The 13,603-nt window shown below is 42.3% G+C and carries 12 protein-coding genes; 5 read left to right on the forward strand and 7 right to left on the reverse strand.

Annotated elements, in window-relative coordinates; genetic code table 11:
• Window positions 1-365: 365 nt before the first annotated feature.
• The 5 genes from NYF15_RS00805 (at window position 366) to NYF15_RS00825 (ending at window position 5,390) form a co-directional block, all read left to right on the forward strand.
• Window positions 366-596 carry a helix-turn-helix domain-containing protein gene (locus NYF15_RS00805; RefSeq protein WP_165381505.1) on the forward strand — a complete coding sequence of 77 codons (231 nt, stop codon included), beginning with the start codon at window positions 366-368 and terminating at the stop codon, window positions 594-596.
• A 48-nt stretch (window positions 597-644) separates the two neighbouring features.
• A complete protein-coding gene (gene astB / locus NYF15_RS00810) occupies window positions 645-1,988 on the forward strand; it encodes an N-succinylarginine dihydrolase (protein WP_371352442.1) in 1,344 nt (447 codons plus the stop codon).
• A gap of 3 nt (window positions 1,989-1,991) precedes the next feature.
• The gene (locus tag NYF15_RS00815; RefSeq protein ID WP_341804543.1) at window positions 1,992-2,501 is read left to right on the forward strand and encodes a GNAT family N-acetyltransferase; all 510 of its coding nucleotides are present in this window, start codon (window positions 1,992-1,994) and stop codon (window positions 2,499-2,501) included.
• Between the two features lie 94 nt (window positions 2,502-2,595).
• Window positions 2,596-4,284: a methyl-accepting chemotaxis protein gene (locus NYF15_RS00820; protein WP_371352443.1), complete on the forward strand. Its 1,689-nt coding sequence runs from the start codon at window positions 2,596-2,598 to the stop codon at window positions 4,282-4,284.
• Window positions 4,285-4,391: 107 nt separating this feature from the next.
• The gene (locus tag NYF15_RS00825; RefSeq protein ID WP_371352444.1) at window positions 4,392-5,390 is read left to right on the forward strand and encodes a DUF4382 domain-containing protein; all 999 of its coding nucleotides are present in this window, start codon (window positions 4,392-4,394) and stop codon (window positions 5,388-5,390) included.
• Between the two features lie 35 nt (window positions 5,391-5,425).
• On the opposite strand, the gene NYF15_RS00830 is transcribed toward NYF15_RS00825, so the two are convergent.
• The 7 genes from NYF15_RS00830 to NYF15_RS00860 all read right to left on the reverse strand — a co-directional run bounded on the left by NYF15_RS00830 (window position 5,426) and on the right by NYF15_RS00860 (window position 13,600).
• Complete coding sequence (locus NYF15_RS00830) at window positions 5,426-6,037, reverse strand: MarC family protein (RefSeq protein ID WP_062567683.1); 612 nt, start codon at window positions 6,035-6,037, stop codon at window positions 5,426-5,428.
• Window positions 6,038-6,097: 60 nt separating this feature from the next.
• Entirely contained in the window at window positions 6,098-8,416 is a 2,319-nt protein-coding gene (locus NYF15_RS00835) for a family 20 glycosylhydrolase (protein WP_371352445.1), read from the reverse strand.
• 3 nt (window positions 8,417-8,419) lie between these two features.
• Window positions 8,420-9,340: a sugar kinase gene (locus NYF15_RS00840; RefSeq protein ID WP_371352446.1), complete on the reverse strand. Its 921-nt coding sequence runs from the start codon at window positions 9,338-9,340 to the stop codon at window positions 8,420-8,422.
• Window positions 9,333-10,781: a sodium:solute symporter family protein gene (locus NYF15_RS00845; protein WP_371352447.1), complete on the reverse strand. Its 1,449-nt coding sequence runs from the start codon at window positions 10,779-10,781 to the stop codon at window positions 9,333-9,335. Before NYF15_RS00845 ends, NYF15_RS00840 begins: the two co-directional genes overlap by 8 nt.
• Before the next feature lie 122 nt (window positions 10,782-10,903).
• Window positions 10,904-11,287 carry a RidA family protein gene (locus NYF15_RS00850; RefSeq protein WP_371352448.1) on the reverse strand — a complete coding sequence of 128 codons (384 nt, stop codon included), beginning with the start codon at window positions 11,285-11,287 and terminating at the stop codon, window positions 10,904-10,906.
• Window position 11,288: 1 nt separating this feature from the next.
• Window positions 11,289-12,746 carry an amidohydrolase family protein gene (locus tag NYF15_RS00855; RefSeq protein ID WP_371352449.1) on the reverse strand — a complete coding sequence of 486 codons (1,458 nt, stop codon included), beginning with the start codon at window positions 12,744-12,746 and terminating at the stop codon, window positions 11,289-11,291.
• Window positions 12,747-12,748: 2 nt separating this feature from the next.
• On the reverse strand, window positions 12,749-13,600 hold the full coding sequence (locus NYF15_RS00860; RefSeq protein WP_341804536.1) for a MurR/RpiR family transcriptional regulator: 852 nt from the start codon (window positions 13,598-13,600) through the stop codon (window positions 12,749-12,751).
• Window positions 13,601-13,603 lie beyond the last annotated feature (3 nt).

Genomic DNA, 13,603 nt, shown 5'->3' on the forward strand with positions numbered 1-13,603 from the left:
CATGACTAAAGTCATTCCTACGAGTTGCCAGCATGTAGCAGCGATTTCACATCGCATATTTGCTCAAACAATAATACAAGCACGCATCATTAAAGTGCATTACAGCACTTACCTTTCACTATTTTAGTGCCTGTTTTTAAGGACGCCCTAATCACCAAAAATTAACCGATTGATTTTTAATACATTTAAATTTAATAAAGGTTTGGCACAGATCTTCCAATATTGAGTATGAACTGGCACTAACAAGGAGACTAACGTGACTAACTTTTTTCACACTCTTTATCTACTTTGGCGATTAGATATCAGCACATGGCATATTCATGAAGCACACGATCCGCATAATGTTGCTGATTTGGAGCGTCGCTATGTTAAATAATGACCCCGCATTTATCGAAGCATTAAAAAAGGTTTCTGTACATCAACTTACAATCACCGAAGCAGCAGAACAATACGACATCCCTAAAAGAGCTATTTACAAAGCATTAAGGCAGCAACAGACAAAACTAAACAAGCAAAAGGCATATTTAATTGCTACTCAAAAACGTCTTAAGCAAAACCTACGTAATGTAGAAATGGAGTTAGCTAGCTTCAGCTAAACAACTTCTGTATGGTTAAAATACACGCACAATAATGACGGATTAAGTATGCACGCAGTAGAAGTAAACTTTGATGGCTTAGTGGGGCCTACCCATAATTACGCGGGATTATCGTATGGCAATGTTGCTTCGCTAAGTCACGCCTCTTCGCATTCAAACCCAAAAGAGGCGGTGCTACAAGGCCTTGAAAAAATGAAGGCGATGCACGAATTAGGACTTGAGCAAGGTATTTTTGCACCTCATGCTCGCCCCGACATTAACGTGCTAAAACGCTTAGGTTTTACAGGCACTGATAGCCAAATTATTGAAAAAGCATTTAAAGCCGACCCTGTTTTACTGCGAGCTTGTTACAGTGCATCGGCAATGTGGACAGCCAATGCTGGCACTATCTCACCTTCAGTTGATACCCTTGATGGCAAAGTGCACTTTACGGCTGCAAACTTAAATAATAAGTTTCATCGTTCGTTAGAGCCAGTAACAACATCCGCGTTGTTAAAAGCCATGTTTAACGACGAGCGTTACTTTAGCCACCACACACACTTACCTGAGCAAGGCTTTTTTGGTGATGAAGGCGCTGCAAACCATAATCGATTATGCGACAGCCATGCAGATGCAGGGCTTGAGATCTTTGTTTATGGTGCAAGTAGTTTTAATAGCGCCTTACCAAAACCCGTAAAATTTCCTGCAAGACAATCTCTTGAAGCATCGCAAGCCATTGCCCGCTTACATCAACTAAAGCCTGAAAATCAGTTATTTATTCAACAAAATCCTGATGTCATAGACCAAGGCGTGTTTCATAACGACGTGATTGCGGTAGCCAATGGCAATGTACTTTTATGCCATGAACAAGCGTTTTTGCATCAAGCTGATACGCTAAAACAGATTAAACAAGCCTACCTTGGCAATAAGCCGCTACATATTATTGAAGTGCCGACCAATAAAGTGAGCATTTCAGATGCTGTAGGCAGCTACCTATTTAATAGCCAGTTAATTACCTTAAGTGATAACAGTATGATGCTGGTTGCACCTAAAGAGTGTCAGCGCAATCAAGCCGTTCACGATTACATTCAAGAAATGATTTTGGCAGATAACCCTGTTCAGCAAGTGCGCTTTTTTGACTTACGCCAAAGTATGCAAAATGGCGGTGGCCCTGCTTGTTTACGTTTACGTGTTGCACTCAATTCGGATGAACTGGCAGCGGTCAATCCGGCTGTACGATTTAGCGAAGAAAAATATAACCAACTAGTGAGTTGGGCGAATAAGCATTACCGTGACTCTTTAAGTAGTGACGACTTTGCCGATCCAATGCTTTTAACCGAAAGCTATCAGGCACTTGATGAGCTAACCAGCGTGCTTAACTTAGGCTCTGTGTATCCATTTCAACAAGAATAAATAATGAAAATTAAAGCAGTACATTCTATTAAAGGTGTGTCTAAATCACTTAATGCATTGCTGATTGATAGCGTCGCCAATGGCGCATCAGTCGGCTTTATAGCCCCGTTATCATTACAGTCGGCACATGACTACTGGCAAGCAGTCGATGCCGATTTAGCCACTCCCTATCGTCGTTTATACCTTGCTTTCGATGGTGAAGATGTAATCGGCTCTGTGCAGCTTTCTTTATGTGCAAAGGCGAATGGTAGCCATCGAGGTGAAGTTGAAAAGCTGATGGTACATAGTGATTATCAGGGCAAAGGAATTGCAAAACAACTTATGAATAGCCTTGAAACAGATGCACAGGTGTTAGGTCTAGCTTTGCTTGTCCTAGACACACGACTTGGCGATACCGCATCACATCTTTATCGAAAGCTAAGCTACATAGAAGCAGGCACAATCCCTGGGTTTGCTAAAAGTTCAACAGGGGAGTTTGATGCGACTGTGTATTTTTACAAACAAGTCGCTTAATTTAGTCAATTCAGGTGAATATAGCCATAAAGTCGACTTATAAAATTCTATAAACCCACTACACTAGTAGTAAGAATTCTATAAGGAGAAATTAATGGCGCTATCAATTCAGCAAAGGGTACTGCTTCTTGCCCTTCTTCCACCTTTACTCATTGCTATTATGCTCACTATTTATAACTATGTGCAGTCAAAGAATAGTGGTGCTCAAACAGTGGAAAGCTTTGCTTCACAGATGAAAAGTGATCGCAAAGCAGAAGTGAGTAATTACCAAAAAATTGCCATGAGCTCTATCTCTCACTTAGTAGCACAGGATAACGGTACAAATACTCAACAATTACAAGCTCAGGCTAAAGATATTCTTAGAAACTTACGCTTCGATGATGCCGGCGATACCGGCTATGTGTTTGTTTATGACCTACAAGGTGTCAGTGTTGCCCATGGTGTAAATGCATCATTAGAAGGTAAAAACCTCTACGATTTTAAAGATCCCAATGGGGTTTATTTAATTCGAGAGCTCATTTCATCAGCGAAAGACGGGGGTGGCTTCGTCGAGTATGCATGGAAAAATACCCAAGGTGTTGTTAGCCCTAAACTTGGCTACGCCGCACTTATCCCAAAATGGAATTGGGTGCTAGGTACCGGATTTTGGATAAGCGGCCTTGAGCAACAAGTTGCCAGCACAGAAACAAGAGTTAATGACGCGATTGATAATGCATTTGTGAACACCATTATTGCCTCGGTGCTTGCTGTTGCTGTAACAGCCGCGATTGCCGTTGTGGTATCTCGCAGTATCACAAGTCCGCTACATACAACTGTGCTTGCCATGAATGACATTTCTCAGGGTGATGGTGACCTCACTCGACGACTCATGGAAAAAAGAACTGATGAGCTTGGCCAGCTTGGTAGTTCATTCAATCGCTTTGCTGATGATGTCGGCAAAATGGTCATCGATATTCGCCAATCATCACAATCGATGAATCACGCCTCACTCAAGCTCAATGAGCTACTTGCTAATATGCATACAGGTATTAATCGTCAACATGAAGAAAGTGAGCAGGTTGCAACCGCTATCAACGAAATGTCGGCAGCGTCAATGGAAGTTGCACGTAGCGCTCAAGAAGCATCAACCGCGGCTGAACATGCTGATCACTTGGTAAAACAAGCTAATAATCAGCTTCTTATTGCTATAAAAGTGATCAACGGACTTGCTAAACAAGTCGACGAAGGGGCGAATGCGGTTGACCAGCTCAATCAACAATCAAGTCAAATAGGCAGTGTGCTTGATGTGATCAGAAATATTGCTGAGCAAACAAATCTACTAGCACTCAATGCAGCAATTGAATCAGCACGCGCAGGCGAAGCTGGTCGTGGCTTTGCAGTAGTAGCCGATGAAGTTCGTACGCTTGCAAAACGCACCCAAGACAGTACCCATGAAATTGAAAGCATGATTGAACAAGTTCAGCAAGGTACAACAACGGTTACAAGTATAATGCAGGCAATAAAGAGTGGTAGCGCAACCAGTGTTTCTGAAGCAAGTGAAGTAGAAAAAGCTTTAAATGAAGTGTTGCACTCGGTTAACACGATTACATCACAAAATGCACAGATAGCCACCGCAGCTGAAGAGCAAACATCGGTCTCTGAAGCGATAAACCAAAACATGACAACTATTGTTGAAATTGCAAATAAGACGGCCAGTGATACCGATGTAGCAACCTCTTATATGCACGAGCTTACTGATACAGCCACTCAATTGGAGCAGAACGTTAGCCGTTATAAGGCTTAGGTTAGGTCACACTTTTCAGCTGAAAAGTTATTTTTCTTAAGTTCAAGTTGCATTAAGTTTAATTCATTACACTTAATGCAACATTTAGAACACAAAAGGGATCAATCATGAACTTCAAAACAACTTTATTAAGCAGCGCCATTTTATTTGCACTTGTAGGTTGTGGCTCAGATAACGACGATAACGACACGCCAGATCCAACACCTCAAACAGCTCAGTTCACACTAGGTGTATCGGATGCGCCTGTAACAGGTTTAAAAGCGGTTAACGTTGTCTTTGATTCAATCACACTGAGAAGCCAAGGCGGTGAAGATTTTACATTTGAGACTCGTGAAGAGAGTGATGACACACTACCAGAGATGGTTAACTTACTCGATTACACTGGCGATGATGTTTTCTCACTACTTGATGATGAAGAAGTCCCTGCTGGCGACTATCAATGGATCCGTGCTGATGTAATCAATGGTGACAGCAACAACCTAACGATGACTTCACATGTTGTATATGAAGATGACAGCATTGCCCCACTGGTTGTAAAACGCAAAGGCAACGATGGTATAGGCGAAATCCAGCTAGATGGTTTTACACTTAACCAAGCTGGTAACGATTTTGTAATGGAATTTGATCTTAAAAAGTCATTGGTTGATCCACAAAATAGTGACGAGATTTTCTTAAAACCTCGTGGTGTACGTCTAGAAAACCTTGCTGAATCTGAAGATATTGAAGGTACAGTAAGCGACGTATTAATCGCTAACTGCGAAACAGATAACATCGATATTGCTCTTGAAGATGGCTCGTTTGGTCATGCTGTTTACCTATACAGCAGCGACGTAGAAGTACCAATGGATAACTACGAAGAAAATGAAGATGAGACCCCTGCTGATGCCCCGCTTGCAACAGCTGATGTCGTATTCGATAGTGATGACAATCAATTTGAGTTTGAGCTTGCATTCGTACAACCTGGTGATTATCAATTAGCATACACATGTGCAGCACATATTGATGATGCAGAAGCGCAAGACGAGGCTTTCACTCTTTATCAGGTTAAACCTGTAACAGTGACTTCTGGCGACGATTTAGAAGTTTCATTCACTGTATCTGAATAATATTACAGCTTGCAAATTAAGCCCGCTATGCGGGCTTAATTACTTGCAATCCACTTCGCTACTCCCAATGCTTCCATAACAAATTCAACAGACAAAGCGGCCAAAATCAACCCCATAATACGTGTTAAGATTGACGCACCGCCAGTGCCTATTAACTTTAAAATGCGACCACTGAGTAATAACAATACAAGCGTTATTAACAACACCCCTAACATATTTAGCGCCGTTATAACTTGCTCTTTTATGGTGTATATATGGTTATCCGTTATTAAGATAACTGCCAATATTGCTCCTGGTGAAGCCGTTGCAGGAATAGCTAAAGGAAAAACGGAAATATCATGTTGCGGTTCAATATCGCCCTGTGAAGAATCATCAGCAAATATCATTTGCAGGCCAAATAAAAATAAAATGATGCCACCTGCAACCTGAAATGATAACAAGCTAATGCCCATTGCGCTCAATAGTAATTGGCCAATAACAATAGCTCCTATAAGCACAATAGCAGCATATCCCACCGTTTTAAAGGCTGTTTTACGCCGCTTTTTAGCAGGTAATTTAGCCGTTAGAGCAGCAAACAGTGCCATCGTGCCTATTGGGTCAATTGTGGCCCAAATAACTAAAAAATCATGCAATACTTTATCTAACATACACACCTTAACATTTAAAAGCTGTGCCCTTAGATTAGCAATAAAGCATGGGAATAAATATCAAAAGTGACTCTTTTTCATACTTTCGCAATGCTTGCTTGCTTCTTTGTAATGATTTAATGAGGCGATAACATGAGCAATAGTGCCATTATTATTCGCAATAGGTTGAACATCACTCGTGTTAAAAGATGCCTCTATTTGCTTGTAAGCCTGTTGCCACTCAGGGATTGATTCAATAACCTTTTGCTGGTTGGTTATAAATTCTCTCCAACGGCTGACTTGTGACTGCAACGTTTCTTTTAGCTCTGTAGCGCATTGCTGTCGAAAGTCTTCAACTTGATAATTAAACGCACGTAGCTGCAAACTTTCAACAGGGAGTACATCAACAAGCTTATCAAGTGGCGCATCATGGTGATATTCATTTCTCAAATAGGCTAAATGGTGCAAAGTATAATAATGTGCAGGCTCAATAAACGTACTAAATGTTAGTAGTGTATTGATATTAGCCTGATTGGCATTATCAGCTAACACGTTTTCAAGACGAGAAATAAATTGCGCCTTATGTTTACTACCATGTTGTATAGCAAATTCATCCATAATCGCTAAACGGCGATACATATCTCGCTCATCGGTCATACTCTTGGGTGACCAAAAACGCTCAGCAATAGCATAAACGCGTGGCCAAAGGCGTGTATCGATGGTATCTGTCGTGACTAGCTCCGCCCATATTGTTGCCTCACCGCCCAATACTTCGCCTGATTTTTTAACCTGCTGTGTATCGTGTAATGTTTGATTAAGCACTTGAATGCTAGGTTTCTCATCAGGTGTAGTCTGTAAGTCATACGGGGTATTGCCAACAAATGCTGGTAAGTTACTCACTTTGTTAGTCGCAACAACCAGCATCGTAGGCCCCATCCATGTATCAATTAATACTTCGAACCCTGCTGCTCGTTGTTTCACATTTTTTGTTATAAACGCCCCTTTGCCTGTTATAGTAACTAAAGCGGCAAGCTCTGAATCGGCAGTTGTAAATACACTTATGTCGCCGGTAACAGCACTGCCCTTAAGGCGTGTTAGAGTGAACTGTGCGCTGCTTAAAATGTTGCTTGCGGTTAATGGATCACGCTTTAAAGGCTCAGGATGATTACGATAATGATAATTTGTCCATTGTGGCTGATCGATGTAAAAACCACTGGATAATAAACCATCAAACCCCGCCTTTTGAATGGCAGCAAGAGAATGATGACCACGCCAAGACTGCACTAATGTTTGCTTAGGTAGTGTTGGATGTAGTACTTCATCCCAACCAATCATTTTGCGATTATATTTAGCTAAGATTTTAGCAACACGTTGATTAAAATAAGCATGTAATGCGTGACTATCTGGTAAGTCATGCTCAGCCATAAACGCTTGTATTTTTTTATTTTCTTGCCAGTCACGGGCATCCACTTCGTCACCACCGATGTGTAAATAAGCGTCGGGAAATAACTCCGTTAGCTCTTTTATCACGTCCTCTACAAATGTATACACTTTTGGATTACTAGGGTCTAATAAGGGTCTAAATACCCCCCAATGGCGCTCTATCGACGCAGGGGTTGTCCCACTACCTAGCTCAGGGTAAGCAAGCACAATACTGCTCGCGTGCCCTGGCACATCAAACTCCGGCACCACTCGAATACCTAACTGTGCGGCATAGCTAACCACGTCTTTAATCTGCTGCTGTGTGTAATAAAGCCCATCCGAAGCGTGTTGATGTAACTTAGGGTAACTTTTAAGCGCTATACGCCAGCCTTGATCATCTGTGAGGTGCCAATGAAATACATTCATTTTTGCTAAAGCAAGCCCTCTAAGGGTACGCTTTACATCTGCAATTGGTAAAAAGTGTCTAACGCTATCAAATAGTAGTCCTCGCCACGGGTATGCTGGCGTATCATCAATTTTGATCGCACTCAGTAAGTAAGGCTGCTTTGCTGAAAACACTAACTGCGACAAAGTACTAAATCCTCGGAGCATACCAAACTGAGTCGCGCTCTTGAGTAAAATACCTTGCGAACTAATACTCAACTGGTAGCTTTCATCCACTCCTAAAGTAGGGACTGCGGGTAACCAGTTATCAACGTCGATAACCAGCTGTGCTTTATTTTCTTCTGCCCAATTGACCTTGGCAAACTGCTGAAAAAACGCAGAGTGCTCAAATAACCCTTCACTAGGGTCTCGGTATTTCTCGGCTAAATAGACAGTTAAGTTTTTTTGATCTAATTGAAACTTGCCTTCAAGTTCTGTGATATTTGCAGGCATCGGCATTAAAGGTAATGATTTAGCATGCGCAACACTTAGTATCCAAAGGCTACAAAATACAACGCGTAAAATAAATGACATGGTTTAACCCTCACTATGCTCTAATTGAATGCTGGTTGCGACTATCGCCCCTTTAGCAACGATAACTTGACTCGCCAATTGCTGAGCAATATCTACGGCGTATGTAATGGATCCAGTGTGTAAAAATGCAGCTAAAAAGCCAGCACTAAAAGCATCTCCAGCTGATGTTGTATCTATAACCTGTGTTACAGGCGTCACTGGAAAACGCTGCAATGTTCCATGCTCAAGCACCAGTGTATCTGCCAGCCCTTGCTTTATCACAACAAGGTCAGATGAATATTGTTGATAAAACGCGACTAAATGCTGCTCTGTGCATTCACCAAACACCCCATAATGATCATCATCAGTAACAAACAAATAATCAGCAAGCTGGAATGCTTTTTTAAAGTAACCAGCAGCATCGTCTGATCGCCAAAGTACAGAACGATAATTACTATCGAAAATCACTTTGCCGCCTGCGGTTTTAAAGGTATGCAGTGCATCTAACAATAACTGTCGGCTAGGTGTATCTAAAATAGCTAGACTAATCGCTGAAAAATAACAATGACTCATATGTCCTTCGCGCAAGGCATTAACGAACCTGTGTTGTGTATCTAAATAAAAATACCGCTTGGCAGCGCTGTCATCACGTTCGTAACTAAAATAACGCTCTCCTTTTGTATCGGTTGTTATACCGTAGCTACCAAGGGTTTTATTCGCTGCTATTTGCAAGTAATCAAGCGATAAGCCCTGCTCCTGCCAAAGGCAACGTGCAACGTCACTTACTTCATCACTGCCCAGCGCCGTTACAAAATTTACCTTCATATTTTTTAATTGTAAGCGCTTAAAATACACCGCAGTGTTATAAACATCGCCACCAAATCGAATGCTGTTATCACCGCTAAGCTCTTGCATTGCTTCGCCAAAAAAGGCCACATTAATCATGATGCATCGCCTCTCTTTGCTTATTTAAAATTGCTAATGCTTGTTCGCTACTGCAGCGTTGTTTTGGGGTGAGTAAGGTAACAATAATACAAAGTAGCATTGATGCAGAGGTTGCTGGAATGATGGGATTACTCCAATAGGCTTGCCAATGTGGCGTTAAAATTACCGCCATTGACACAATAAATGACACTGATAATGCCGTCATAGCGCCCTGCCAATTAAATCGGGGCCAAAAATGCCCAAGCAGCACACAAACACACAACCCCGACATCAATGTCGCAATCATATTGGTGATGTAACCAATAACATCGTTAGTAAGTAACGCCAAAAGTAACGCCGTGCCAATTGTTAGCACTAAACCTATACGTGATAGCAAAACGACCTCACTGGCATGTGGCATCCGTTTAAATACCAGCATATAGATATCACGAATCAATACGCTTACCGCCGCAATGGCATCGGAACTGGCACTTGAAATAGTGGCTGAGAGTCCAGCAATTATTACCAACGCCGCCAAGCCAAAAGGAAGAAGCTCAAAGGCCATATAAGGAAATGAAAAGGCACTGTTTTCAAGGGTTGGGTTGAGCTTGTATGCAGCCATACCTATTATGGCAGGCACAATAGCAAACAGCAGATATAAACCGCCAGATAAATAAAATGACTGACGAATACTGCTCACATGCTTGCCAGAATATATTCGTTGGCGAAATGAAGGTGCAACGAGTACGCCAACCAAGACTGCAAAAAACAACGAAATACCATGTACAACACCTATTTTATCGAGTGATAAAAAGCTTTGATTCAGTACAGGTTGTGCTTCGTTGATCATCATCAAACCATCCGCTTGATAGAGCGCAACACCCGCCATCAAGAAAAACCCAATAAACAATACTAGAGCTTGAATAGAGTCTGTCCACACAACGGCAACATAGCCACCTATTACCACATAAATACTAAAACCAAGAGCAATGAACAATTTAGCACTCAGTGGTGATAACCCCGTTAACCAAGCCAAATACATTCCGCCGCCTAGAATATGGGCGCCAAGCCAGCCAATACTGGCTACAAAAATGAATATAGCGATAGTATTTTTAACAAGCGGATCAGCCCCTACATAAAAAGAAACCTCTTCGCTCATAGTCATAAATTCATGCTTTCTGACAGGTGCAAATAGCTTTGCTAGCAGCAATATGCCGCATGCTCCACCAAGCCCATAAATCATCCCCGCCCAGCCATTGTTATAAGCAAAGCCAACTGCCCCCATTGAGGAGCCCGTGCCAACCATAGTCGCAACGGTTGTACCCAAGGTTAAAATAAAAGGAAGATTTCGTCCGCCTAGTAAAAAGTCGTCACCGGTTTTGCTATTCCGACTGACCCACCAGCCAAACCAGATCATAAAAATCAGGTAGCCTAAAAAGGCCATTAGTAATTGCCACTTCATACAACATCCTGCTTCACCTCAGCCAAATTATTATCATTGCTTTATGCTTATTACACGGCTTTGGTGCTTATAATTATTTTTATGTATGAGTTCAACAGCCTAGGCTGTCGAACTTTTTTAATTTATGGGGCTTTATAACACGTCACATCGACTTCAACTTTGCAGTCAACAACAAGGTCTGCGACGGCACAAATTCGAGCAGGCGGGTGCTCACCAAAAAACTCTTTGAACACCTTATTAAATGATTGAAAGTAACGCGCATCCGTTAAAATCACTTTGACATGCGCAACATGTTCAAGGCCATAACCCGCTTCATCCATAATATCGATGCAGTTTTGAATCGCTAAACGAGACTGTTCGATAATGCCACCTTCAACCACTTCACCGTCTTTCATTGGCGTTTGCCCAGACACCATCAACCAGCCTCCAGCTTCGATGGCTCGTGCAAAAGGTAAATGCTGCCCACCGGTGCCTGTACCGCCCTCTGTTCCTATACGTTTAATCATATTACTCTCCAGTTGAAGTTAAAAACTTGCCCGAATATGCAGGCACTACTTGGTCATCAATAAAGGTTGGTTGACCATTGGTCCACACTCTGTGAATACCTGATGCTGGTAATTCAGAGTCAATAAATGTGGCGTTATCGCAAATGGCATCGCTGTCAAAAAGCACCAAATCAGCAAACTTTCCTACGCTAATCTCACCACGGTCAGTTAAACCGTAATTACGAGCGCTGAGTCCTGTCATCTTATGTATTGCTGTTGCGAGTGAGAAAATGCCCTCATCACGTGCGTACTTACCTAATACACGAGGAAACGATCCCCACAAACGAGGATGCGGATGGGGATCACACGGCAGACCATCGGAGCCAATCATGGTTTTTTCAAAGGCTAGAATCATTGCCACATCTTGCTCATCAAGCCCATGATAAACAGCACCAGCCGGTTGCAGCTTCTTAGCACTTTCAAGTAACGACAACTGCCATGTATCTGCAATATCTTGCAGCGAACGCTCCGCCATTTCGGGGTGAGGATCTGACCACGTTATAAAAATTTCGAAGTCGCTGGTCACTTGTTTTAAGTCCAAAGTGCTTGAGCTGGCTGCATAAGGGTAAGCATCGCAACTGCAACGAGAATGCGAACCTTGTCTTGAAAACCGATTAATCAGCTCTGGCGCACGTCCCCAGTTATTTTTACCAGCGCATTTCAAATGTGAAATAATAACTTTTATATCAAAAGCTTGCTCCATCGCAAACGCTTCATCCATCGCCTCAATGACAGCGTCAAACTCAGTGCGCAAATGAGTTGTATAGATTGCGTCATGGGCTTTTAAAACAGGGCCAAAGGCTTGAACTTCATCACTGGGGGCCTGATTCGCATTTTTATAAGCAAGCCCCGTACTCAAGCCAATCGCGCCAGCTGCAAGAGCAGCATCAAGCTCTTTGCACATATGCTTAATCTCTGCATCATTTGCACCTCGCAAAAGATCATCCATGACATTATTACGCAATGTGGTATGGCCCACTAAAGCCGCTACATTCACATTTGCAGGTCTTGCTTGCAAAGCGTGAATATAATCAGCCATGGTGGCAAATTTAAATTCACTGAGTGCCCCCAATAAGTTCATCGGATCTGGGGCTGCTTCACTTACCACAGCAGGGGCTGCACTGATCCCACAATTTCCAGTAATGACCGTTGTGACACCTTGGCTGATCTTCGCTGCCATATTAGGATTGCGCAGTACTTCCAAGTCATCATGGGTATGTACATCAATAAAACCAGGCGCTAAGCATAACCCTTTTGCATCTATAACTTGTTTAGCAGGCAATTCGTTGAGCTTACCAATTGCAATAATGCGATCATCGCTTATCGCTACATCAGTGACTGAGGCTTCATTACCTTGGCCATCAAATACCTTCGCCCCTAGAATCAATGTATCCACAGGCCGTGAGTCTTTGCTGTGCATTATTAATCTCCTAATGGGGCGCGATCAGGTCCTTGGCGATATTCATCTAACTCGTGTTTAATACGACGTAGTTTTTCGCGTGATTTTTTCTGCGTTAAAATTGCCACTTCACTTGCTAGCACATCGACTGCGGCTAACATGGCATAACGCGCTGTACTTGGTGTGAAAATATAGTCAGATTCATTTGTTTTTATTGGTAAATGAATAGTGGCAGTGTTAGCAAGTTCACTCTCTGGGCAAATCGCAATCACTTTTGCTCCATAATCTTTCGCGATATTCGCTGCATCAATTAAGTCTTTGGTATAGCCTGTTAGTGATAACACCACCACAACATCACTCACATCGACACTTGCTGCAGTCATTCGCATCATTACAGGGTCACTGTAAGCATTGCTTAAAATATCAAGTCTGAATAATCGGTTGTGGCACTCTTGCGCAACCACTGAGCTTCCTCCACCCACACCAAAAATTAAACTGTGGCGACTATTTGCAATGTAATGAGCTGCTTGCTCAACATCAGTTTGATTAATTAGCCCTGCATTGACATCCAAAATGTCATGAATGGCCTGATAAATTGCCGGTATATCTTCACGCTGAGTGTTATTTTCAGTGATAAAACGCTCACCAACCGCTAAAGATTGCGCTAACTGTAACTTCATATCACGGACATTATTACAACCGAGCGCTTTCGCTAGCCGTGTAATTGATGCATGACTCACGTTTGCTTTGTCAGCCAAATCACTAATGCTTGCCGAGGCTGCAAATTGCAAATCAGCTAAAATTAACTGAGCAACAGCTTGTTCTGATTGGCGTAGATGACCCAAGCGCTCTTTTATTCTTGAAACTATATCCAAACG

This window comes from Pseudoalteromonas sp. 68 DY56-GL68, from assembly GCF_041414825.1.
Lineage (GTDB): Bacteria > Pseudomonadota > Gammaproteobacteria > Enterobacterales > Alteromonadaceae > Pseudoalteromonas.

What these genes read in the sequence shown, in the direction of transcription:
- astB (WP_371352442.1), top strand. Translation starts at nt 645, where the DNA reads ATGCACGCAGTAGAAGTAAACTTTGATGGCTTAGTGGGGCCTACCCAT.
- NYF15_RS00845 (WP_371352447.1), bottom strand. Translation starts at nt 10,781, where the DNA reads ATGAAGTGGCAATTACTAATGGCCTTTTTAGGCTACCTGATTTTTATG.
- NYF15_RS00805 (WP_165381505.1), top strand. Translation starts at nt 366, where the DNA reads ATGTTAAATAATGACCCCGCATTTATCGAAGCATTAAAAAAGGTTTCT.
- NYF15_RS00830 (WP_062567683.1), bottom strand. Translation starts at nt 6,037, where the DNA reads ATGTTAGATAAAGTATTGCATGATTTTTTAGTTATTTGGGCCACAATT.
- NYF15_RS00820 (WP_371352443.1), top strand. Translation starts at nt 2,596, where the DNA reads ATGGCGCTATCAATTCAGCAAAGGGTACTGCTTCTTGCCCTTCTTCCA.
- NYF15_RS00850 (WP_371352448.1), bottom strand. Translation starts at nt 11,287, where the DNA reads ATGATTAAACGTATAGGAACAGAGGGCGGTACAGGCACCGGTGGGCAG.
- NYF15_RS00855 (WP_371352449.1), bottom strand. Translation starts at nt 12,746, where the DNA reads ATGCACAGCAAAGACTCACGGCCTGTGGATACATTGATTCTAGGGGCG.
- NYF15_RS00840 (WP_371352446.1), bottom strand. Translation starts at nt 9,340, where the DNA reads ATGATTAATGTGGCCTTTTTTGGCGAAGCAATGCAAGAGCTTAGCGGT.
- NYF15_RS00835 (WP_371352445.1), bottom strand. Translation starts at nt 8,416, where the DNA reads ATGTCATTTATTTTACGCGTTGTATTTTGTAGCCTTTGGATACTAAGT.
- NYF15_RS00825 (WP_371352444.1), top strand. Translation starts at nt 4,392, where the DNA reads ATGAACTTCAAAACAACTTTATTAAGCAGCGCCATTTTATTTGCACTT.
- NYF15_RS00815 (WP_341804543.1), top strand. Translation starts at nt 1,992, where the DNA reads ATGAAAATTAAAGCAGTACATTCTATTAAAGGTGTGTCTAAATCACTT.